General features: G+C 59.3%; 20 protein-coding genes. 11 read left to right on the top strand and 9 right to left on the bottom strand.

Features of this window, described 5'->3' with window-relative positions; genetic code table 11:
* Window positions 1-58 precede the first annotated feature (58 nt).
* From FGA82_RS20395 to FGA82_RS20350, 10 genes are all read left to right on the top strand, one after another.
* Window positions 59-460 carry an ACT domain-containing protein gene (locus FGA82_RS20395; RefSeq protein ID WP_141128473.1) on the top strand — a complete coding sequence of 134 codons (402 nt, stop codon included), beginning with the start codon at window positions 59-61 and terminating at the stop codon, window positions 458-460.
* Window positions 461-465: 5 nt separating this feature from the next.
* Window positions 466-1068, top strand: a complete 603-nt coding sequence (locus tag FGA82_RS20390; protein WP_141128472.1) for a LysE/ArgO family amino acid transporter — start codon at window positions 466-468, stop codon at window positions 1066-1068.
* Between the two features lie 176 nt (window positions 1069-1244).
* Window positions 1245-1841: a superoxide dismutase gene (locus tag FGA82_RS20385; RefSeq protein WP_007918933.1), complete on the top strand. Its 597-nt coding sequence runs from the start codon at window positions 1245-1247 to the stop codon at window positions 1839-1841.
* 466 nt (window positions 1842-2307) lie between these two features.
* Window positions 2308-4359: a putative bifunctional diguanylate cyclase/phosphodiesterase gene (locus FGA82_RS20380; protein WP_008085483.1), complete on the top strand. Its 2052-nt coding sequence runs from the start codon at window positions 2308-2310 to the stop codon at window positions 4357-4359.
* Between the two features lie 207 nt (window positions 4360-4566).
* Window positions 4567-5913: an imelysin family protein gene (locus FGA82_RS20375; RefSeq protein WP_007918935.1), complete on the top strand. Its 1347-nt coding sequence runs from the start codon at window positions 4567-4569 to the stop codon at window positions 5911-5913.
* 264 nt (window positions 5914-6177) lie between these two features.
* On the top strand, window positions 6178-7605 hold the full coding sequence (locus FGA82_RS20370) for a di-heme oxidoredictase family protein (protein ID WP_141128471.1): 1428 nt from the start codon (window positions 6178-6180) through the stop codon (window positions 7603-7605).
* A 28-nt stretch (window positions 7606-7633) separates the two neighbouring features.
* On the top strand, window positions 7634-8698 hold the full coding sequence (locus tag FGA82_RS20365; protein WP_141128470.1) for an imelysin family protein: 1065 nt from the start codon (window positions 7634-7636) through the stop codon (window positions 8696-8698).
* 14 nt (window positions 8699-8712) lie between these two features.
* Window positions 8713-9813, top strand: coding sequence for a DUF1513 domain-containing protein (locus tag FGA82_RS20360; protein WP_141128469.1), 1101 nt, complete (start codon window positions 8713-8715; stop codon window positions 9811-9813).
* 194 nt (window positions 9814-10007) lie between these two features.
* Window positions 10008-11156: an efflux RND transporter periplasmic adaptor subunit gene (locus FGA82_RS20355; protein ID WP_141128468.1), complete on the top strand. Its 1149-nt coding sequence runs from the start codon at window positions 10008-10010 to the stop codon at window positions 11154-11156.
* A gap of 13 nt (window positions 11157-11169) precedes the next feature.
* Window positions 11170-14196, top strand: a complete 3027-nt coding sequence (locus FGA82_RS20350; RefSeq protein ID WP_141128467.1) for a multidrug efflux RND transporter permease subunit — start codon at window positions 11170-11172, stop codon at window positions 14194-14196.
* A gap of 135 nt (window positions 14197-14331) precedes the next feature.
* On the opposite strand, the gene FGA82_RS20345 is transcribed toward FGA82_RS20350, so the two are convergent.
* The 5 genes from FGA82_RS20345 to colR form a co-directional block, all read right to left on the bottom strand.
* Complete coding sequence (locus tag FGA82_RS20345) at window positions 14332-14559, bottom strand: hypothetical protein (RefSeq protein ID WP_038369054.1); 228 nt, start codon at window positions 14557-14559, stop codon at window positions 14332-14334.
* Between the two features lie 2 nt (window positions 14560-14561).
* Window positions 14562-15278 (bottom strand): lipopolysaccharide kinase InaA family protein, encoded by a 717-nt coding sequence (locus tag FGA82_RS20340; protein WP_038369055.1) that lies wholly within the window; start codon window positions 15276-15278, stop codon window positions 14562-14564.
* A gap of 4 nt (window positions 15279-15282) precedes the next feature.
* Window positions 15283-15951, bottom strand: a complete 669-nt coding sequence (locus FGA82_RS20335) for a class I SAM-dependent methyltransferase (RefSeq protein ID WP_141128466.1) — start codon at window positions 15949-15951, stop codon at window positions 15283-15285.
* 163 nt (window positions 15952-16114) lie between these two features.
* Window positions 16115-17389, bottom strand: coding sequence for a sensor histidine kinase (locus tag FGA82_RS20330; protein WP_141128465.1), 1275 nt, complete (start codon window positions 17387-17389; stop codon window positions 16115-16117).
* Window positions 17389-18060 (bottom strand): two-component system response regulator ColR, encoded by a 672-nt coding sequence (gene colR / locus FGA82_RS20325; RefSeq protein ID WP_095123294.1) that lies wholly within the window; start codon window positions 18058-18060, stop codon window positions 17389-17391. Before colR ends, FGA82_RS20330 begins: the two co-directional genes overlap by 1 nt.
* 220 nt (window positions 18061-18280) lie before the next feature.
* Between colR and FGA82_RS20320 the strand changes: the two genes are divergently transcribed.
* Window positions 18281-19024: a phosphatase PAP2 family protein gene (locus FGA82_RS20320; RefSeq protein WP_141128464.1), complete on the top strand. Its 744-nt coding sequence runs from the start codon at window positions 18281-18283 to the stop codon at window positions 19022-19024.
* Window positions 19025-19217: 193 nt separating this feature from the next.
* On the opposite strand, the gene groL is transcribed toward FGA82_RS20320, so the two are convergent.
* From groL to FGA82_RS20300, 4 genes are all read right to left on the bottom strand, one after another.
* Window positions 19218-20864: a chaperonin GroEL gene (gene groL, locus FGA82_RS20315; protein ID WP_141128463.1), complete on the bottom strand. Its 1647-nt coding sequence runs from the start codon at window positions 20862-20864 to the stop codon at window positions 19218-19220.
* Between the two features lie 50 nt (window positions 20865-20914).
* The gene (locus FGA82_RS20310; RefSeq protein ID WP_007916610.1) at window positions 20915-21208 is read right to left on the bottom strand and encodes a co-chaperone GroES; all 294 of its coding nucleotides are present in this window, start codon (window positions 21206-21208) and stop codon (window positions 20915-20917) included.
* Between the two features lie 260 nt (window positions 21209-21468).
* Window positions 21469-21945, bottom strand: a complete 477-nt coding sequence (locus tag FGA82_RS20305; protein ID WP_129395309.1) for an FxsA family protein — start codon at window positions 21943-21945, stop codon at window positions 21469-21471.
* A gap of 65 nt (window positions 21946-22010) precedes the next feature.
* Complete coding sequence (locus FGA82_RS20300; RefSeq protein ID WP_141128462.1) at window positions 22011-22742, bottom strand: HugZ family protein; 732 nt, start codon at window positions 22740-22742, stop codon at window positions 22011-22013.
* Window positions 22743-22842 lie beyond the last annotated feature (100 nt).

Below are 22842 nucleotides of genomic sequence, written 5' to 3'. Positions count from 1 at the left end.
TTATACAGGTTTCGACTGGAGAATAGCCAGCAAGCACTCTTTCTCAAGGATCACACTCATGGCTGGCGAAACTTCACTCTCGACTTTGTTGCGCAGCATGAGTCCGCAACTCAACGCCGGCGAATACGTGTTCTGCACCCTGCGCGACGGAGTGTTGCCCAGCGGTCTGGAGATTGTCGGCAGCTTCCGCGAGCAGGAAGGCCTGACCGTGATTGTCGAACGTTCCCGCGCCGAACAGGCCGGTTTCAGCTTCGACTATGTCGCCGCGTGGATCACCCTCAACGTGCACTCGGCTCTGGAAGCGGTTGGCCTTACCGCCGCTTTCGCCACAGCATTGGGCAAGGCCGGGATCAGTTGCAACGTGATCGCCGGTTATTACCACGATCATTTGTTCGTCGGTCAGGCCGACGCCCAACGCGCCATGCAGGTGCTGCGTGATCTCGCAGCCAACGCGGAGTAAATCTTATGTGGCAAAGCTATGTGAACGGCCTGCTGGTGGCATTCGGACTGATCATGGCGATCGGCACGCAGAACGCGTTTGTATTGGCGCAGAGCTTGCGTCGTGAACACCACTTGCCGGTGGCGGCATTGTGCGTGGTCTGCGATGCGATGCTGGTGGCGGCGGGGGTATTCGGGCTCGCGACGATTCTGGCGCAGAACCCGACGCTGCTGGCGATCGCCCGTTGGGGCGGTGCGACGTTTTTGATCTGGTACGGCAGCCAGGCGTTGCGCCGGGCCTGTTCGAAACAAAGCATGGATCAGGGTGCGAATCAGACCGTACGTTCGTTGCGGGCGGTGATGCTCAGCGCCTTGGCAGTAACGCTGCTCAATCCTCACGTTTATCTGGATACGGTGTTGTTGATCGGCTCGCTCGGCGCGCAGCAATCGGTGCCGGGGGCTTATGTGGTCGGTGCTGCGAGTGCTTCTCTGTTGTGGTTTTTCACGCTTGCGCTAGGCGCGGCATGGCTGGCGCCATGGTTGGCCCGGCCGAGTACCTGGCGGATTCTCGATCTGGTGGTGGCGTTGATGATGTTTACCGTGGCCGGGCAATTAATTTTCGCCAGCTGATTTATTCCAAACAGCTCTGGAACCTCTATCCCACACAGTTGTTGCGTGGTTATGGCGCAACCCCGGTGCTATGATCGAAACCCTGCGCCGCAAAGAGTAAAAACTCGCCGGTGCATTTCTGGCCGCCCGTGATCGGCCTTGCGCTCACCGCAACAGACCTGATTAGGAGAATCATCATGGCTTTCGAATTGCCGCCGCTGCCTTACGCACACGATGCCCTGCAGCCGCACATTTCCAAGGAAACCCTGGAATACCACCACGACAAGCACCACAACACCTATGTCGTGAACCTGAACAACCTGGTGCCAGGCACCGAGTTCGAAGGCAAGACCCTGGAAGAAATCGTCAAGACTTCCTCGGGCGGTATCTTCAACAACGCCGCTCAGGTCTGGAACCACACCTTCTACTGGAACTGCCTGGCGCCAAACGCCGGCGGTCAACCAACCGGCGCGCTGGCTGAAGCCATCAACGCAGCCTTCGGTTCGTTCGACAAGTTCAAGGAAGAGTTCAGCAAAACCTCGATCGGCACCTTCGGTTCCGGCTGGGGCTGGCTGGTGAAAAAGGCTGACGGTTCCCTGGCTCTGGCCAGCACCATCGGCGCCGGCAACCCGCTGACCAGCGGCGACACCCCGCTGCTGACCTGCGACGTCTGGGAACACGCTTACTACATCGACTACCGCAACGTTCGTCCGAAGTATGTCGAAGCGTTCTGGAACCTGGTCAACTGGAAGTTCGTTGCTGAGCAGTTCGAAGGCAAAACCTTCACCGCTTAAGCTGCGCGCCAGTCAAAAAACCCGGCTTTTGCCGGGTTTTTTTATGCCTGTAATTCGTAGGCACTGCCGGAACCTGCGAGCACTCAACGCTTTTGATCTCCTGTAGGAGCTGCCGAAGGCTGCGATCTTTTGGCATCTTCAAATACGCCGAAGATCAAAAGATCGCAGCCTTCGGCAGCTCCTACATAACAATGGCGTTTCTCTCACGATTAAAGCTGTCTGTCGCTGCTTGCTGCCGTGCCACAGCGAACTACCATCAAAAAGACGAAAAAATGCGGCAAACCGCTCAAGTTGAGGGCCGAAACTACCGACACAGTACAAATAGGGCTAATACTCCAGACAGCAGCATTTCGGCCAAGGCCACGGGCAAATCATCCCCGGTCTGATTGTCCCTTTGACTGCCAACTCGGGATTGCCAATACTCATGGCAACTTGACGCTACCCGCACGGATTAAGGAATAACCCTTTGAAGCTGGAACTCAAGAACAGCTTGTCGGTGAAGTTGCTCCGGGTCGTGCTCCTGTCGGCATTGATCGTCGGCGTAGTCTTGAGCTGCGCGCAGATCGTTTTCGATGCCTACAAAACCCGTCAGGCCGTTGCCGGCGACGCCGAGCGCATCCTCGACATGTTCCGCGACCCGTCGACCCAGGCTGTTTACAGCCTGGACCGGGAGATGGGCATGCAGGTGATCGAAGGCCTGTTCCAGGACGATGCCGTGCGTCAGGCTTCCATCGGCCACCCGAACGAAGCCATGCTCGCGCAGAAATCCCGCGAGTTGCAGCATTCCAACAGCCGCTGGCTGACCGACCTGATCCTCGGCCAGGAACGCACCTTCACCACGCAGCTGGTGGGGCGCGGTCCGTACAGCGAGTATTACGGCGACCTGAGCATCACCCTCGATACCGCCACCTATGGCGAGGGGTTTATCGTCAGCTCGGTGATCATCTTCATTTCCGGGGTTCTGCGCGCGCTAGCCATGGGTCTGGTGCTGTATCTGGTCTATCACTGGCTGCTGACCAAACCGCTGTCGCGGATCATCGAACACCTCACCGAGATCAACCCGGATCGTCCGAGCGAGCACAAGATCCCGCAGCTAAAGGGTCACGAGAAAAACGAACTGGGGATCTGGATCAACACCGCCAACCAGTTGCTCGAATCCATCGAACGCAACACTCACCTGCGCCACGAAGCGGAAAACAGCCTGCTGCGCATGGCCCAATACGACTTCCTCACCGGCCTGCCAAACCGCCAGCAATTGCAGCAGCAACTGGACAAGATTCTGGTCGACGCCGGCAAGCTGCAACGCCGGGTCGCGGTGTTGTGCGTGGGACTGGATGACTTCAAGGGCATCAACGAGCAGTTCAGTTACCAGACCGGCGACCAATTGTTACTGGCCTTGGCTGATCGCTTGCGTGCCCACAGTGGCCGCCTCGGCGCCCTCGCCCGCCTGGGCGGCGACCAGTTCGCCCTGGTACAAGCCGACATCGAACAACCTTACGAAGCAGCGGAACTGGCGCAAAGCATCCTTGATGATCTGGAAGCGGCGTTCGCCCTCGACCATCAGGAAATCCGTCTGCGCGCGACCATCGGCATCACCCTGTTTCCGGAGGATGGCGACAGCACCGAGAAGCTGTTGCAGAAAGCCGAGCAGACCATGACCCTGGCCAAGACCCGTTCGCGCAACCGCTATCAGTTCTACATCGCCAGCGTCGACAGCGAGATGCGTCGTCGCCGCGAGCTGGAAAAAGACTTGCGCGATGCGCTGTTGCGTGATCAGTTCTACCTCGTCTATCAGCCGCAGATCAGCTATCGCGATCACCGCGTGGTCGGCGTCGAAGCGCTGATTCGCTGGCAGCATCCGGAACACGGTCTGGTGCCGCCGGACCTGTTCATTCCGCTGGCCGAGCAGAACGGCACGATCATCGCCATCGGCGAATGGGTGCTCGATCAGGCCTGCAAGCAATTGCGCGAATGGCACGATCAGGGTTTCGCCGACCTGCGCATGGCAGTGAACCTGTCCACCGTACAACTGCACCACGCCGAGTTGCCACGCGTGGTCAACAACCTCTTGCAGATGTATCGCCTGCCACCGCGCAGTCTGGAACTGGAAGTCACCGAAACCGGCCTGATGGAAGACATCAGCACCGCCGCCCAGCATTTGCTCAGCCTGCGCCGTTCCGGCGCGTTGATTGCCATCGACGACTTCGGCACTGGCTATTCATCGCTGAGTTATCTGAAAAGCCTGCCGCTGGACAAGATCAAGATCGATAAGAGCTTCGTTCAGGATCTGCTTGATGACGACGACGATGCGACCATCGTTCGCGCGATCATTCAACTGGGCAAGAGCCTGGGCATGCAAGTGATCGCCGAGGGCGTGGAAACCGCCGAACAGGAAAGCTACATCATTTCCGAAGGCTGCCACGAAGGTCAGGGTTATCACTACAGCAAGCCGTTGCCGGCGCGCGAACTGAGCGCTTATCTCAAGCAGGCGCAACGCAGTAACGCGGCTATTTTATAAAAGCAAAGATCGCAGCCTGCGGCAGCTCCTACATTTGGAATGCGTTCCCATGTAGGAGCTGCCGCAGGCTGCGATCTTTTGATCTGCGTAAATAAGAAATATTTCCAGCCACAACCCTTTACACATAATGCGAAAGATTTGCATTATGTCGCAGTTTTGCGCACCCCCAGCGCGAGTCCACTCAACTATCGAAGCAGGATGTTCGCCATGATTCGTATGCCTCTGGCTACCGCCAGTCTGCTGGCCATCGCTATTTCCCTCGCCGGTTGCGGCGAAGGCAAAGACAAGGCTGCCGCTCCGGCCGCGCCGACGCCAGCCGCCAGCACCACCGCACCTGCGGCTGCTCCTGCCGCTGCCGGTAAAGTCGATGAAGCCGCCGCCAAGGCTGTGGTCGCGCACTACGCCGACATGGTCTTCGCCGTTTACAGCGATGCCGAATCCACCGCGAAAACCCTGCAGACCGCCGTTGACGCCTTCCTCGCCAAGCCGAACGCCGACACTCTGAAAGCCGCCAAGGCTGCCTGGGTCGCTGCGCGCGTTCCGTACTTGCAGAGTGAAGTGTTCCGCTTCGGCAACACCATCATCGACGATTGGGAAGGTCAGGTTAATGCCTGGCCGCTGGACGAAGGTCTGATCGACTACGTCGACAAATCCTACGAGCACGCACTGGGTAACCCGGGCGCCACCGCCAACATCATCGCCAACACCGAAGTTCAGGTCGGCGAAGACAAGGTCGACGTCAAGGACATCACCCCGGAAAAACTCGCCAGCCTCAATGAGCTGGGCGGTTCCGAAGCCAACGTCGCTACCGGCTACCACGCGATTGAATTCCTGCTCTGGGGCCAGGACCTCAACGGTACCGGCCCTGGCGCTGGCAACCGTCCTGCCTCCGACTACCTGGAAGGCGCCGGCGCCACTGGCGGTCACAACGATCGTCGTCGTGCCTACCTGAAATCCGTGACCCAACTGCTGGTCAGCGACCTCGAAGAAATGGTTGGTAACTGGAAGCCGAACGTGGCTGACAACTACCGCGCCACCCTGGAAGCCGAGCCGGGCGAAACCGGTCTGCGCAAAATGCTTTTCGGCATGGGCAGCCTGTCGCTGGGCGAACTGGCGGGCGAGCGCATGAAGGTTTCCCTGGAAGCTAACTCTCCTGAAGACGAGCAGGACTGCTTCAGCGACAACACGCACAACTCGCACTTCTACGATGCCAAAGGCATTCGTAACGTCTATCTGGGCGAGTACACCCGTGTCGACGGCACCAAGATGACCGGCGCCAGCCTGTCGTCGCTGGTGGCCAAGGCTGACCCGGCTGCCGACACCGCACTGAAAGCCGATCTGGCCGCCACCGAAGCCAAGATCCAGGTCATGGTCGATCACGCCAACAAGGGTGAGCACTACGACCAGTTGATCGCGGCCGGCAACACCGCTGGTAACCAGATCGTTCGCGACGCGATCGCCTCGCTGGTCAAGCAGACCGGTTCGATCGAAGCCGCTGCCGGCAAACTGGGCATCAGCGACCTGAACCCGGACAACGCTGATCACGAGTTCTGATCAACCGCGTCTGCGTCAAAAAAAGGCGACCTTCGGGTCGCCTTTTTCATCCCTTCCGTACACGACCCCATGTAGGAGCTGCCGAAGGCTGCGATCTTTTGACCTTGCTTTTAAAAAGACAGATCAAAAGATCGCAGCCTTCGGCAGCTCCTACATGGGGGTTTGCATTTGCGCTGTATCAAGCAAACGATAATTCCTCTTATTCAAACCCCCTCGCCCTGTTAGACTTTGCGCCTTTGTTTTCGCCCGTCCGCAGGATGTCTGATGCCCTCGCTGCCTCTTCGCTTGTCCGCACTGTTGCTGGCCCTGGGCCTGAGTGCCTGCGATGACGCCCCGCGTTTCACCAAGGCCGAGCCCGGTGAAGCGCGTTCCGGCGGTGCGGCGACCGTGCGCAAGACCGATCAGAATGCGTTCTCGCTGCCTTCGGCGAATCTACCACCCTCGCGGCGGGTGGATTTCAGTGTCGGCAACAGCTTCTTTCGCAGCCCGTGGGTGATCGCGCCGTCGACCACCACCGCGCGCGATGGCCTCGGCCCGTTGTTCAACACCAACGCCTGCCAGAACTGCCACATCAAGGACGGTCGCGGTCATCCGCCAACGCCGGACGCGACCAACGCAGTGTCGATGCTGGTTCGGTTGTCGATTCCCGACGCACCGGAATATGCCCGGCTCATCGAGCAGGTCGGCGTGGTGCCAGAGCCCGTCTACGGCGGCCAGTTCCAGGACATGGCCGTGCCCGGCGTCGCCCCGGAAGGCAAAGTGCGCGTCGACTACACCCCGGTGCCCGTGCGGTTCAAGGACGGCACCGAAGTCGAATTGCGCAAACCTGTCTTGCAGATCACGCAGCTGGGCTACGGCCCGATGCACCCGGACACGCGGTTCTCGGCACGCGTCGCACCGCCGATGATCGGCCTCGGCCTGCTAGAAGCCATCCCCGAAGAAGCGATTCTTGCCAACGCCGCCGCGCAAGCGAAAGAAAAAAATGGCATCAACGGCCGGCCGAACCGGGTTTGGGATGACGAATTACAGAAAACCGTCATGGGCAGATTTGGCTGGAAAGCCGGGCAACCGAACCTCAATCAACAGAATGTTCACGCGTTTTCCGGTGACATGGGCCTCACGACCAGCCTGCGCCCCTTCGATGACTGCACCGGCGCGCAAACCGCCTGCAAACAGGCGCCGAACGGCAATGGCCCGGATGGCGAGCCGGAAGTCAGCGATAACATCCTGCGTCTGGTGCTGTTCTACAGCCGCAACCTCGCTGTGCCGGCACGCCGAGGCGTTAACGATGCAGACGTCATCGCCGGCAAGAACCTGTTTTTCCAGGCCGGTTGCGATTCGTGCCACACGCCGAAATACACCACCGCCGCCAACGCCGCCGAACCGGAACTGGCCAATCAGGTGATTCGCCCCTACAGCGATCTGCTGTTGCATGACATGGGCGACGGTCTGGCCGACAACCGCACAGAATTCCAGGCCTCCGGCCGCGACTGGCGCACACCGCCGTTGTGGGGGATTGGCCTGACGCAAGCGGTCAGCGGACACACGCAGTTTTTGCATGATGGCCGTGCGCGCAATCTGCTCGAAGCGGTGCTTTGGCATGGCGGCGAAGCGCAAGCCGCACAGCAACAGGTTTTGTCTTTCAATGCCGAGCAGCGCGCCGCGTTGCTGGCGTTTTTGAACTCACTTTAAACACTGATAAAAGAATCGGGAGCCCGACATGTTCCGTCCCAAGCTACTGTTCACCAGCCTTGCCGCGCTCGCCCTCGGCGCCTGCTCGCCGCAGGATCCGCAAGCGGTCACCTCGGCCGCCATCGCCAAATCGGTGATCCTGCCGACCTACACCCGTTGGGTCGAAGCCGACAAGCAACTGGCGGTCAGCGCCCTCGCCTACTGCCAGGGCAAAGAAACCCTGGAGACCGCCCGCGCCGACTTCCTGCACGCGCAGAAAGCCTGGGCCGAGCTGCAACCGCTGCTGATCGGCCCGTTGGCCGAGGGCAACCGTTCGTGGCAGGTGCAGTTCTGGCCGGACAAGAAAAACCTCGTCGGTCGTCAGGTCGAGCAACTGGTGGTCGCGCAACCGCAGATCGATGCCGCCGCACTGGCCAAATCCAGCGTGGTGGTGCAAGGCCTGTCGGCTTACGAGTACATCCTGTTCGACGCCAAGCCTGACGTGGCCAATGCCGATCAGAAAGCCAAGTACTGCCCGCTGTTGATCGCCATCGGCGAGCGTCAGAAGCAACTGGCTGAAGAGATTCTGCAGGGCTGGAACAACAGCGACGGAATGCTGGCGCAGATGACCAAGTTCCCGAACCAACGCTACGCCGACTCCCACGAAGCGATCGCCGATCTGCTGCGTGTGCAAGTCACCGCGCTGGACACCCTGAAGAAAAAGCTCGGCACGCCAATGGGCCGTCAGAGCAAGGGCGTGCCACAGCCGTTCCAGGCCGATGCCTGGCGCAGCCAGTCGTCCCTGACTGCGCTGGAAGCCAGCCTCGCCGCCGCCAAAACCGTCTGGGAAGGCGTCGACAACAAAGGCCTGCGCGGTCTGTTGGCGGCTGAGCAAAAACCACTGGCCGACAAGATCGACGCCGCATACGCCGCTTCGCTGAAACTGTTCGACAGCACCCAGCGCTCGCTCGGCGAAATGCTTGAAGACGACGCCGGTCGTCAGCAACTCAACGACATCTACGACAGCCTCAACGTCGTCCATCGCCTGCACGAAGGCGAACTGGCCAAGGCGCTGGGCATTCAACTGGGCTTCAACGCCAACGACGGTGACTGATGAGGGCAAGTGCCATGCTGCGACGTCAGGCTCTGACTTTAGGTAGTGCACTGCTGGGAGCAGTGACGCTGGGCGGCTGGACGCTGTTCAAACGCAAGGATCAGAGCCCGCTGTTGCTGTCGGCGCGCGACGACACCGACGGTAAGCATTACGCCGTCGGCTATCGGCTGGATGGCACGCGGGTGTTCGCCACCGAAGTCGGCCAGCGTTGCCACGACATCATCAACCATCCGACGCAGCCGATTGCGCTGTTCGTCGCGCGGCGTCCGGGCACTGAAAGCTATCTGATCGACCTGCGCGACGGCACGCTGTTGCAAACCGTAACTTCGCAGCCGAACCGGCACTTCTACGGCCACGCTGTGGTGCACAAGGACGGCGAATACCTGTACGCCACCGAGAACGACACCACCGAACCCGGTCGCGGTTTGCTCGGCGTGTACAAGTTCGAAGGCGCGCGGCTGCTGCACACGGGCGAGATTTCCACTCACGGTCTCGGCCCGCATCAGGTGTCGTGGATGCCCGATGGCGAGACGCTGGTGGTGGCCAATGGCGGGATTCGTACCGAGGCGGAAAGCCGTGTCGACATGAACCTCAACGCCATGGAGCCGAGCCTGGTGCTGATGCAGCGCGACGGCACCTTGCTGAGCAAGGAAACCCTCGCCCAGCAGATGAACAGCGTGCGCCATCTGGGCATCGCCAGCGATGGCACCATCGTTGCCGGTCAGCAATTCATGGGCGCGTCGCATGAGCGCTCGGAACTGTTGGCGATCAAGCGTCCGGGGCAGCCGTTCGTGGCGTTCCCGGTGCCGGAGCATCAGTTGCAGTCGATGGGGCATTACACCGCCAGCGTAGCGGTGCACAGTGATTTGCGTCTGGTCGCGCTGACGGCGCCGCGTGGCAACCGCTTCTTTATCTGGGATCTGGACAGCGGCGAAGTGCGCCTCGATGCACCATTGCCTGATTGCGCTGGCGTCGGTGCGGTGAAGGACGGTTTTGTCGTGACCTCCGGCCAAGGCCGTTGCCGTTACTACGATTGCCGCCAGGATGAGCTGTTGGCCAAGCCGCTGGAATTGCCGGCGGGGCTTTGGGACAACCATCTGCACTTAATGGCGTAAAACAGCCTTAAAAGATCGTCCGATCGCGGCCCGAGCCTTCGGCAGCTCCTACATTGGAATGCACTCCTCTGTAGGAGCTGCCGCAGGCTGCGATCTTTTTGCGCCCCCCTGTAAGAACTGCCAGTTGGAATCCCCCCTGCACTCGGAGTAATGTGCCCGCCTGTCTCACCTGATTTATCCAAGGAACTGGAAATATGCTGCGTCGCCGCATGCTGATCATGTTGGGTGTTGTTTTGCTGATCGTCCTGGTGCTGGGCGGGTACAAAGCCTTTTCGATCTACACGATGATCCAGGGCTTTTCCAAGCCGAAACCGCCGATCAGCGTCGCCGTGGCCAACGCCACCGAACAGCCGTGGCAGCTGCGCCTGCCGACTGTCGGCACGCTCAAGGCGCTGCAAGGTGTCGAGTTGAGCCTGGAAGTCGCCGGCACCGTCACCGAACTCAAGTTCGAATCCGGACAGAAGGTCAAGGCCGGGCAACCGTTGCTGCAACTCGACAGCGCCGTCGAAACTGCCCTCCTCGAAACCGCCAAGGCCGATCTGGGTCTGGCGCAACTGGACTTCGGCCGTGGCGCGCAACTGGTCGACAGCCGCGCCATTTCCAAAGGTGAATACGACCGGCTCTCCGCCGTTCTGCAAAAGAACAAGGCCACGGTCAATCAGCTCAACGCCTCGTTGGCGAAAAAACGCATCCTCGCGCCGTTCAGCGGCACTATCGGTATCCGTCAGGTCGACGTCGGCGACTACCTCGCCAGCGGCACCAAAATCGCTACGTTGCAGGACTTGAGCAGCCTCTACGCCGACTTCTACCTGCCCGAACAATCGGTACCGAAACTGGCCATCGGTCAACCGGTGCAGATCACTGTCGCCGCGTATCCCAAGCAAAGCTTCGCCGGCAAGATCAGCGCGATCAACCCGATTGTCGAAAGCAGCACGCGCAACATTCTGATCCGCGCGACGCTGGCTAACCCCGACGGCAAATTGCTGCCGGGCATGTTTACCAGCCTTGAAGTGCTGCTGCCCGATCCGCAAAAACACGTCGTCGTGCCGGAAAGCGCGATCACCTACACCCTCTACGGCAACTCGATCTACGTGGTCGGGCAGAAGAAGGCCGAAAATGGCAGCCTCGAAAAGGATGACAAGGGCCAACCAGTACTGATCGCCGAGCGCCGCTTTATCGAAACCGGTGAACGCCGCGATGGCCTGGTGATGATCAACAAGGGCGTGCAGAGCGGCGAACAAGTGGTGACGGCCGGCCAGATCAAACTGGACAACGGCGCCCACATTGCCATCAGCGACGACAAGACCCTCGGCGAGCAGAACAGTCCGCCCCGCGCCGACTGATCAAGGAATTCCCATGGCTTTTACCGATCCGTTCATCCGCCGCCCGGTGCTTGCCACTGTGGTCAGCCTGTTGATTGTGCTGCTGGGTTTCCAGGCCTGGAGCAAGTTGCCACTGCGTCAATACCCGCAAATGGAAAACGCCCTGATCACGGTGACCACTGCTTATCCCGGGGCCAACGCCGAAACCATTCAGGGCTATATCACCCAGCCGATGCAGCAGAGCCTGGCCAGCGCCGAGGGCATCGACTACATGACCTCGGTCAGCCGGCAGAACTTCTCGGTGATTTCGATCTACGCGCGTATCGGCTCCAACACCGACCGTTTGTTCACTGAGTTGCTGGCCAAGGCCAACGAGGTGAAAAACAAGCTGCCGCAGGACGCCGAAGACCCGGTGCTGAGCAAGGAATCCGCCGATGCTTCCGCGCTGATGTACATCAGCTTCTTCAGCAAGGACTTGAGCAACCCGCAGATCACCGACTACCTGTCACGGGTGATCCAGCCAAAACTGGCGACGCTACCGGGCATGGCCGAGGCGGAGATTCTCGGCAATCAGGTGTTCGCCATGCGCCTGTGGCTCGACCCGGTGAAACTCGCCGGTTTCGGCCTCAGCGCCAGCGATGTGACCAACGCCGTGCGCCAGTACAACTTCCTCTCCGCTGCTGGGGAAGTGAAAGGCGAGTACGTGGTCACTAGCATCAACGCCAACACCGAGCTGAAATCGGCCGAGGCTTTTGCGGCAATTCCGCTCAAGGTCAGTGGCGACAGCCGCGTGCTGCTCAGCGATGTCGCGCGGGTGGAAATGGGCGCGGAAAACTACGATTCGATCAGCTCGTTCGGCGGCACGCCGTCGGTGTACATCGGCATCAAAGCCACACCGGGCGCCAACCCGCTGGACGTGATCAAGGAAGTGCGCAAGCTGATGCCGGAGCTGGAGGCACAACTGCCACCGAACCTGAAAAGCGAGATCGCCTACGACGCCACGCTGTTTATTCAGGCCTCGATCGACGAAGTGGTGAAAACCCTGTTCGAAGCGGTGCTGATCGTCATCGTCGTGGTGTTCCTGTTCCTCGGCGCGCTGCGTTCGGTAGTGATCCCGGTGGTGACCATTCCGCTGTCGATGATCGGCGTGATGTTCTTCATGCAGATGATGGGCTACTCGATGAACCTGCTGACGCTGCTGGCGATGGTGCTGGCCATCGGTCTGGTGGTGGACGATGCGATTGTCGTGGTGGAGAACATCCACCGGCACATCGAGGAAGGCAAGACGCCGTTTGATGCGGCGCTGGAAGGCGCACGGGAAATCGCCATGCCGGTGGTGTCGATGACCATCACTCTGGCGGCGGTGTATGCGCCGATCGGGTTTCTCACCGGTCTCACCGGGGCACTTTTCAAGGAGTTTGCCCTGACCCTCGCCGGCGCCGTGGTGATCTCCGGGATCGTCGCCCTGACCCTGTCGCCGATGATGTGCGCCTTTTTGCTGCGTCACGAGGAAAACCCCAGTGGCCTGGCACACCGCCTCGACCGCATTTTCGATGGCCTCAAGCGCCGCTATCAGAGCATGCTCCACGGCACGCTGAACACGCGGCCGGTAGTGTTGGTGTTCGCAGTGATCGTGTTGTGCCTGATCCCGGTGTTCCTCAAGTTCACCAAATCGGAACTGGCCCCGGACGAGGATCAGGGCATCATTTTCATGATGGCCAACGCGCCGCAGCCGACCAACCTCGATTACCTGAGCACCTACACCGACGAGTTCATCAAGATCTTCAAGGAGTTCCCGGAGTACTACTCCTCGTTCCAGATCAACGGTTACAACGGCGTGCAGGCGGGCATCGGTGGTTTCCTGCTCAAGCCGTGGAACGAGCGCAGTCGCACGCAGATGCAGATCCTCCCCGAGGTACAAGGAAAGCTGGGCGCCATCCCGGGCCTGCAGATTTTCGGCTTTAACCTGCCCTCCCTGCCCGGCACCGGCGAAGGCTTGCCGTTTGAGTTTGTGGTCAACACTGCCAACGACTATGAACTGCTGTTGCAAGTGGCTGACCGGATCAAGAAACGTGCGATGGAGTCGGGCAAGTTCGCCTTCGTCGACCTCGATCTGGCGTTCGACAAACCCGAAGTCGTCGTCGATATCGACCGCGCGAAAGCGGCGCAGATGGGCGTGTCGATGCAGGATCTCGGTGGCACGCTGGCGACGCTGCTGGGTGAAGCAGAAATCAACCGGTTCACCATTGAAGGGCGCAGCTACAAGGTCATCGCCCAGGTAGAGCGCCCCTACCGCGATAACCCGGACTGGCTGAATAATTACTACGTGAAAAACACTCAGGGCGAGCTGCTGCCACTGTCGACACTGATCAAGGTCAGCGACCGCGCCCGACCGCGCCAGCTCAACCAGTTCCAGCAGCTCAACGCGGCGAAGATTTCCGGTTTCCCGTTGGTCAGCATGGGTGAAGCCATCGACACGGTCTTGCAGATCGCTCGCGAAGAAGCGCCGGCCGGGTTCGCCTTTGACTATGGCGGCGCGTCACGCCAGTTCGTCCAGGAAGGCAGTGCGTTGTGGGTGACGTTTGCCTTGGCGCTGGCGATTATCTTTCTGGTGCTGGCGGCGCAGTTCGAGAGCTTCCGCGACCCGCTGGTGATTCTGGTGACAGTGCCGTTATCGATCTGCGGCGCGCTGATTCCGCTGTTTCTCGGCTGGTCGAGCATGAACATCTACACCCAGGTCGGGCTGGTGACGCTGATCGGCCTGATCAGCAAGCACGGGATCCTGATCGTCGAGTTCGCCAACCAGCTGCGCAAGGACAAAGGCCTGACGGCGCGCGAAGCCGTTGAGGAAGCGGCCGCCATCCGTTTGCGACCCGTGTTGATGACCACGGCGGCGATGGTGTTTGGCATGGTGCCGCTGATTCTGGCAACGGGTGCGGGTGCGGTGAGCCGTTTTGATATCGGCATGGTGATTGCCACGGGGATGTCGATTGGCACGTTGTTTACGCTGTTTGTGCTGCCGTGTGTTTATACCCTGCTGGCGAAACCCGATAAGCCTTGAAAGCAAAAGATCGCAGCCTTCGGCAGCTCCTACACCGATCCATGTAGGAGCTGCCGCAGGCTGCGATCTTTTGATCTTGCTTGCATAAAAAAAGGCCCCGCATCTGCGAGGCCTTTTATGTGGGCTTCAATCGTTTCAACTCTGCGGCCTCATTCCTTGAGAAAGTCCGAACATGAACAACAACAAATCATGATCGGGTTGGGTCGCCACGGAGGCTTTTGCCACCCGTGGGACTGCGCAGTGGGCGTCGTCTACGGACGCGCCAACCACCTGCATGCGGGGCTGCTCCCAGGCAGCCACCGCCAATGACGCAACTGCCAAGGCTCCAACCAAAAACAAACCTCGTGCAATTTCTAGTTTCATCGCTATAAACCTTTGATAGCGCTGCCAAACGCCGTCTCATAAAAATAGACGAGTTTTTTCCAGTCCGCGTCGCGGAACGACGAATGGCGGCGCAATTGCTTCATGTCGTGGGAAGCGGCGCGATAGGCGGTCAGACGCTGGCGGCATTTCTCCAGATCGATCAAAGCGACCTCGACCTTGGCCGACTCGCCTTCACCCGTCACACGCACAAACACGTGTTTGATGTAGATGCAGCTGTGCTGCCAACGGCCCTTGTGCATGCGCGCCAGGTTTTCGGCGAGGTCCTTGAGCACGCGCTCGTAAACCCCATCGCCACACTGATCGCGACCGCCGGCAGCCGCCAGCCAGTGTTCCAGTTCCTGGAAACCGTCCAGGGACTTGGTCACCAGCAGCGCGCGCCATTTGTGCTGCGGATCAGGCTGGGCGCCGCAGAAAACGATTTCTGGCACGCGCACGCCGAGCTTGCTCACGCCAGTCAGCGCATCCAGTTCGCGCAAAACCGTAGGACGGCCGAAAGGGTGCAACCAGCTGCGATAGATATGACCCGTCTGGCGCTTGGCATACAGCAGTTGACCATCGCGCCCCACGACCCTTTGCACGCCACTTTCGCCACCGCGTCGAACGTTGGGCTCTTCCACCCACTCGCCACGCTGGTTCCAGTAAAAGTCAAAGCGATCTTGCGGAGCGACATCCGTTTCTGCTGCAAATTGCACTGCCATCCTGTTACCTCTTGCGTAATACGTAAACCCGCCACATGGCGTAGAGCGGAATAAAGTCCAGTTGTTCCTGAATCCGAAAACCTGCCTCCTCGAATTCCTTTTCCACCGTAGCGGCCGGTAACACAAAGCGATTCTGATACTCGCGTTTGTCACGGTTGCGCTCGGCTCGCTGGCGTTTCCAGGCTTTGAAATTGCCATCAACCCACAGCGAAACGATCACACTGTCCCGGGTCACGCGCTCGAATTCGCGCAGAATCGCCCGGCGATGCTCGGCTTCACCGATGTGGTGGAGCAGACGCATGCAGAAAATGCTGTCGACGGCGTTGTCAGGCAAGGCAATGTCGAAGGCAGATGTGTGCAAGGGTTGTACCCGTTTCACCACATCGGCCGGTTGCGACTGCATGGCCGTCTTGATCATCGACCCGGAATTGTCCGCGCCGATAATCACCCGGTTGGCCTTTTCGCCCAACAAGGGCCAGAAACGCCCGGCACCGCAAGGCAGATCCAGCACCAGTCCCGGCTCACCCACCGACGCCAGCGCCTTGCGGGCCAGTTGTTCGTCACGCCAATGGGAGAGACGCCGTCCAAGGCTTTCTTTGTGCTTGCGCAGGTATTTCTGCGCATGTTGATCGTCGTACTTCTCGGAAAAATCGAGTTTGATCGGACCGGCCATCACCTGGACTCCTGAATTGCTGATGTCACCACCTTAAGGAGCGGCGTGTCAGCGTCAGGTCATCCATTTGTGAAAAAAATGTCCGGTAAACAGACAAATTATTACAGCGTTATACAGGATTTAGACAGGAAGGAGGGAGTAGCATCGAGCCACCCCCCGTGCGTCAGATTTTGCCCAGATCCACCTCGAAGCGGCAGCCATTGGGCTCCATCGTGCTCAAGCTGACGGTCCAGCCCTGGTTCTCGCAGATCCGCTGAACCAACGACAATCCCAACCCCAGGCCTTCGCCGCGCTTTTCGCTGCCACGCACGAAAGGCTCGAACATGGCTTCGCGTTTTTCCTCCGGAATGCCGACACCGGAGTCTTCCACCACAAAGCCGTTGGCAGTGAGTGTCAGGCGAATAAAGCCGCTTTCGGTGTAATGCAGCGCGTTGCGCAACAAGTTGCCCATCACGGCATTCAGCAGGGTCGCGTTGTAGCGAATGTCTGATGAATTGCCCGGTTCGAAGATCAGTTTCAGGCCCTTGCTCTCGATCGGCCCGCGCCACAGGCACAACAGGCTTTCGGCGACTTGCGAAAGGTTTTGCTGAAGTGCCATACCGGCATCTTCGTGCTGAGCGCGCGCCAGCATCAGGAAGGTTTGCACCAGCTCGCGCATTTCTTCACTGGCGCGGGCAATACGCTCGACCTGTGAACGACCACGCTGGTCGATCCCCGGGTTTTCCAGCAGCAGTTCACAGGAGCTGGCCAACACCATCAGTGGCGTACGCAACTCGTGACTGACGTCGCTGGTGAACAATCTTTCACGGGTCAGCGCCTGACGCAGACGTCCCAGCGTGGCATCGAACGCCACCGCCAGTTCGCCGACTTCGTCAGCCGCGTAGTCCGGTGCCAGCGGCGGCGCCAGGCCAAGCAACTGATCGCGATGGCGCACCTGTCGGGCCAGTCGCACCACCGGCGCCATCACCTTGCGTGCGAGCACCCAACCGAGGAATACCGCCAAGGCCAGGCTAAGCACAAAGCCCACCAGCACCACGGCAAACAGCACACGCTCGCGTTCTTCGAAATCGCTTTGATCCTGGAGCAATACGTAACGTCGACCGTCGACGATTTCGACCATCGCGTGATACGACAGCTGCTCGCGAAACACTTCATGAAAACCTGAATCGAGGTGGCGCAGATCTTTGGGCAGTTCGAAATCGCCCGGTCCGCCGCTGAAATAAAACAGCTGATCCGGCTCCGGACGGTGGCTCCAGTCCGAGACATTGTCCATCAGCAGCAAACGCTGCAAATCGCCGCCCAGCCCTGCTGAAATCAACTTTTCTTCCACAAGATGCACGGTCGCGACGATGCCCATGGCAAAGGCACCGGCGACCAGGGCACTCATCAAGGCAAAGGCAATGATGATCCGCTGGGAAAGACTTTGCCTGAACTCCATTACACGTCGGCCAGCCGGTAACCCACACCGTGCACGGTGTGCAGCAATGGTTTGGTGAATGGTTTGTCGATCACCTGACGCAGTTGGTGAACGTGGCTGCGCAAGCTATCACTGTCCGGGCAATCATCGCCCCACAGCGCTTCTTCGAGAATTTCCCGACGCAGCACGTGTGGGCTCTTCTGCATCAACACTGCCAGCAATTTGAGGCCGACCGGGTTGAGCTTGAGCAATTTACCGTCGCGGGTCACTTCCAGCGTGTCGAGGTCGTAGCTCAGATCGGCGACCTGCAACGCACGGCGGCCACCGCCCTGCGCACGGCGCATCACCGCTTCGACCCGCGCAGCCAGCTCGGACAAGGCAAAGGGCTTGATCAGATAATCGTCAGCCCCGGACTTGAAACCCTGCAGACGATCATCGAGCTGATCACGAGCGGTGAGCATGATCACCGGCGTGTCGCGGCGGGCGTCTTCACGCAGGCGTTTGCACAAGGTGTAGCCGTCGATCCCGGGCAGCATGATGTCGAGCACGATCAGGTCGTAATGCTCGGTGGCGGCCAGATGCAGGCCCGACAGACCGTCCTGGGCGCAATCGACGGTATAGCCTTTGAGGCCCAGATAATCGGCCAGATTGGCCAGGATGTCGCGGTTGTCTTCGACCAACAGAATTCGCATGGGCACCTCCTCCGTACGGGGTAACGGCCGTCTTGGCCCGCGCAGCTTACGGCCAAGTGTGGCTCACCGCTAGGCGTGCGTTGGGTTGTTGCGCGAGAAAAACGTTCATTGTTCCTGCCAACGTTTTTTTCACTTTCGGTTAACAAATCGGCGACGCGCACGCGCGCAGACTCCGCGCGGTTGCGCTCTTCAGACCCTACTTACGACCAAGGAATTGCCCATGGCGTCGACTTCTGCCCGTCCCGTTTCCAGGCCACTGAATTTCTGGTTATGCCTGGGAATACCCACCGTCGCGGCGATCATTCTCGTGCTGCTTGAATTGACTGATCTGGACATGGATCTGGCCCGCCTGTTTTACGATCCGGTTGCCGGCGACTTTATCGGGCGACACAGTTACTTCCTCGAAGACATCCTCCATGACCGGGCCAAACAGGTGGTCATCGCCTTTTCAGTGTTTGCCATTCTCGGTTTTATCGGCTCGTTTTTTCTCGCCAGACTTAAACCGTTCAAGCGTGAACTGGGCTGTCTGGTGCTGTCGCTGGGTCTTGCCACTTCGTTCGTCACTCCGGTCAAAGCCGTGACAGCCGTCCAGTGCCCGTGGAGCCTGGAGCAATTCGGTGGGCACGAAACCTACAGCAAGTTGATGGAGCATCGCCCGCAGACCGACAAACCCGGGCGTTGCTGGCCGGGCGGTCATGCGGCGACGGGGTTCACTCTGTTTGCGCTGTTCTTTGTCCTGCGTGATCGCCGTCCGCGTCTGGCGCGTCAGGCGTTCATCTTTGCCTTTGCGCTAGGTTCGGTGTTTTCGATCAGCCGGATGATGCAGGGCGCGCACTTCTTCTCGCACAACGTGTGGACGGCGATTTTCTGCTGGCTGATTTGTCTGGGGTCGTATTACTGGGTGCTGTATCGCCCGGCGGACAAGGTTCAGCCGGTATTGGCATCAAACCCAGTTAGCGCCTGAAACAAAGAACCCAATGTGGGAGCGAGCTTGCTCGCGAATACAGTGTGTCAAACAACCTATAGGTTGACTGACACGCCCTCTTCGCGAGCAAGCTCGCTTCCACAATTTTTTGCGGTGATGCTGAAATTTGGGCAATAAAAAACCCCGCGGACTTTCGTCAGCGGGGTTTTTGCGTTACAGGGACAAGGCTGGCTTACATCATACCGCCCATGCCACCCATGCCGCCCATGTCTGGCATACCGCCGCCAGCCGCGCCGTCTTTCTTCGGCGCGTCAGCTACTGCGGCTTCAGTGGTCAGGATCAGACCGCCGATCGACGATGCAGCTTGCAGAGCGGAACGAGTCACCTTGGTTGGATCCAGGATGCCCATTTCAATCATGTCGCCGTATTCGCCAGTCGCAGCGTTGTAACCGAAGTTACCTTTGCCGTTCTTGACTTCGTTGACCACAACGCTTGGCTCGTCACCGCTGTTGGCAGCGATCTGACGCAGCGGAGCTTCAACAGCGCGGCGCAGAACAGCGATACCAACGTCCTGATCAGCGTTGTCGCCTTTCAGGTCGTTCAGGGTTTGCAGAGCGCGGATCAGCGCAACGCCACCGCCAGGTACCACGCCTTCTTCAACGGCTGCACGAGTTGCGTGCAGGGCGTCTTCAACGCGGGCTTTCTTCTCTTTCATTTCAACTTCGGAACCAGCGCCAACCTTGATCACTGCAACGCCACCGGACAGCTTGGCCAGACGCTCTTGCAGTTTTTCACGGTCGTAGTCCGAGGAAGTTTCGGCAGCCTGGGCACGGATCTGAGTGATACGCGCCTGGATGTCAGCTTCAACGCCAGCACCGTCAACGATGATGGTGTTTTCCTTGGAGATGGTCACACGCTTGGCGCTACCGAGGTTTTCCAGGGTAGCGGCTTCCAGGCTCAGGCCGATCTCTTCGGAGATAACGGTGCCGCCGGTCAGAACAGCGATGTCCTGCAGCATGGCCTTGCGACGGTCGCCGAAGCCTGGCGCCTTGACGGCTGCGACTTTAACGATGCCACGCATGTTGTTCACAACCAGAGTCGCCAGGGCTTCGCCTTCAACGTCTTCGGAAACGATCAGCAGTGGACGGCCGGCTTTGGCAACGGCTTCCAGCACTGGCAACATTTCGCGGATGTTCGAGATCTTTTTGTCGACCAGCAGGATCAGCGGGCTGTCCAGCTCGGCAACCATGGTCTCTGGCTTGTTGACGAAGTACGGGGACAGGTAGCCACGGTCGAACTGCATGCCTTCAACAACCGACAGTTCGTTTTCCAGGCCAGTGCCTTCTTCAACGGTGATCACGCCTTCTTTACCGACTTTTTCCATGGCTTCGGCAATGATGTCACCGATGGAGCTGTCGGAGTTGGCGGAGATGGTGCCTACCTGAGCGATTGCCTTGGTGTCAGCGCATGGCTTGGACAGGTTTTTCAGCTCTTTGACGATCGCGATAGTCGCTTTGTCGATACCGCGCTTCAGGTCCATCGGGTTCATGCCGGCAGCGACGGCTTTCAGGCCTTCGTTGACGATCGACTGAGCCAGAACGGTAGCGGTGGTAGTACCGTCACCAGCGTCATCGTTGGCACGGGAGGCAACGTCTTTGACCAGCTGCGCGCCCATGTTTTCGAAACGGTCGTCGAGTTCGATTTCTTTGGCGACGGAAACGCCGTCCTTGGTGATGGTCGGAGCGCCGAAGCTCTTCTCGATGATCACGTTACGGCCTTTCGGGCCCAGGGTCGCTTTTACTGCGTCAGCCAGGACGTTGACGCCCTTGAGCATTTTTTTACGGGCGGAATCGCCAAACAGAACTTCTTTAGCAGCCATGATCGATATTCCTTAAATACTTTGTAGTAGCGGGAAAATGAACGGGGTTATCAGCCTTCGATAACAGCGAGGATTTCGTTCTCGCTCATTACCAACAGGTCTTCGCCGTCGACTTTCACAGTGTTGCTGCCGGAGTAAGGACCGAACACAACCTTGTCGCCTTCCTTCACGGACAGTGCGCGCACTTCGCCGTTTTCCAGAGCTTTGCCCGGGCCTACAGCGAGAATCACACCGTGGTTGGCTTTTTCAGCAGCCGAACCTGGCAGGACGATACCGCCAGCGGTTTTCTTTTCTTCTTCGCTGCGACGGATAACGACGCGGTCATGCAGAGGACGAAGCTTCATTGTCGATCTCTCCTAATTGTGGTTTTCATCGGCCGGTGTATTCCCGGCGGGTTTAACAAATCCGGCGTGCGCCGGTTGCGCCTCGTCGAGCAAGACGCGGAAGACTGACTGGCACAAATGCCAGAAACCTTTCGGTGACCGATACATAAGGGCGCATAAGCTTATTACAAGGGCGAGGCGAAAAATTTTTCACCGATGTTCTGCATAAATGCGGCCCATAAACGAGCACGGCACCCGCAGGTGCCGTGTCGATAACGCAGTTACTTGGTGTCGCGGTGTTCGAACTCGCCTTCGATCACATCACCCTCGCGGCCCAAAGGCTGACGCGGTGCAGGACCGCCACGGGGTTGCAGGTCGTCGGCGAACGCACGCTGGCGCATGGCTTGTTCTTCGGCGCGCTGACGCATTTTGTTCGCCAGCAACCGGCGGCTGAATGGCAGCAGCATCACCAGACCGACCACATCGCTGATGAAGCCCGGCAGGATCAACAGGCCACCGGCCAATGCCAGCATCAGCCCTTCAAGCATGGTTTGCGCGGGCAGTTCGCCGCGGTTCAGGCTTTCACGGGCACGCAGGGCCGTGGCCAGACCGGCGACGCGCAGCACGAACACGCCGAACATCGAGCCGACAATGATCAGCAGCAGGGCCGGGAAAAACCCGATAGCCCCTGCCACTTTGACGAATACGAACAGCTCCAGCACTGGAAACAGCAGAAAGAGCAACAGAAAAGGGCGCATCAAAGTTTCCTCAACGCAAGAAATGCCTTGCAGTAAGCCTTAGATGACGTCGCCCTTTCGTGAATTCAAGCATCGGCCACTGCATTTTTTGCCCAGACCTCGGCATGAGCCAATGAAACCAGGGCCTCGCGCACTTGTGTCGGCGTATTACAAGGTGCCGGGAACGGCAGCCAATACAGCGCCTGACCGATGCGCAGGTGCATGCCTTCGGTGTCGATCCCGGCCAGTTGCGCCGGCGCGGTTTTCGGCAGACCGGCGAGGTCAACGTAATGCGCGATGGCCTTGGCATGGTCGCTGTTCATGTGCTCGACCATGCTGATTTCGGCCTTGCCGGCGAACGGGTTGGCCAGGGTCAGTTGATCGATCCAGTGAATCGCGCCGAAACCGCCGATGTAGCGGTGACGCACCGGGTTCAGTACCCAGAAATCGAAATCGTGGGCCTTGTGGTAGTTCTGCGAGTCGGGGAAATAGCGGTAGTAACGCTCGGCGGCAGCTTCGATGGCAGCTGCGTCTTCGAGCTTTTGCGCTTCGGCCAGATAGGTCAGGCGACCAACGGCTTGCACATCATCGGCCTCGCGCTCGCCGACGAGCATCGAGCACTTCGGGTCTTTTTGCAGGTTGTGGGTGTGCTGGGCGATGCGGCTGATCAAGATCAGCGGCCGACCCTGCTCGTCCAGGCAGTAAGGCACCACGGAGCCAAAGGGAAAACCGGGCATCGATTTGGAGTGGGTCGACAGCACTCCACGGTATTCCTTGAGAAGCAATTCTCGGGCATTCTTCGCCACTTCAACGCTCAATTTATGACTCCTTAAATAGAATCCGTCGAAAAAACGGACGGGCGCCCGGGATCAAGTCCCAGTCACGCCAGCGGGCAATTCTGATGTGCATCCCGGCCAC

The sequence above is a fragment of the Pseudomonas fluorescens genome (genome assembly GCF_005938625.1).
Classification (GTDB): Bacteria; Pseudomonadota; Gammaproteobacteria; order Pseudomonadales; family Pseudomonadaceae; genus Aquipseudomonas; species Aquipseudomonas fluorescens_BD.
The sequence above is the reverse complement of the archived record's forward strand: the minus strand, read 5'-3'. Positions and strand labels throughout refer to the sequence as shown.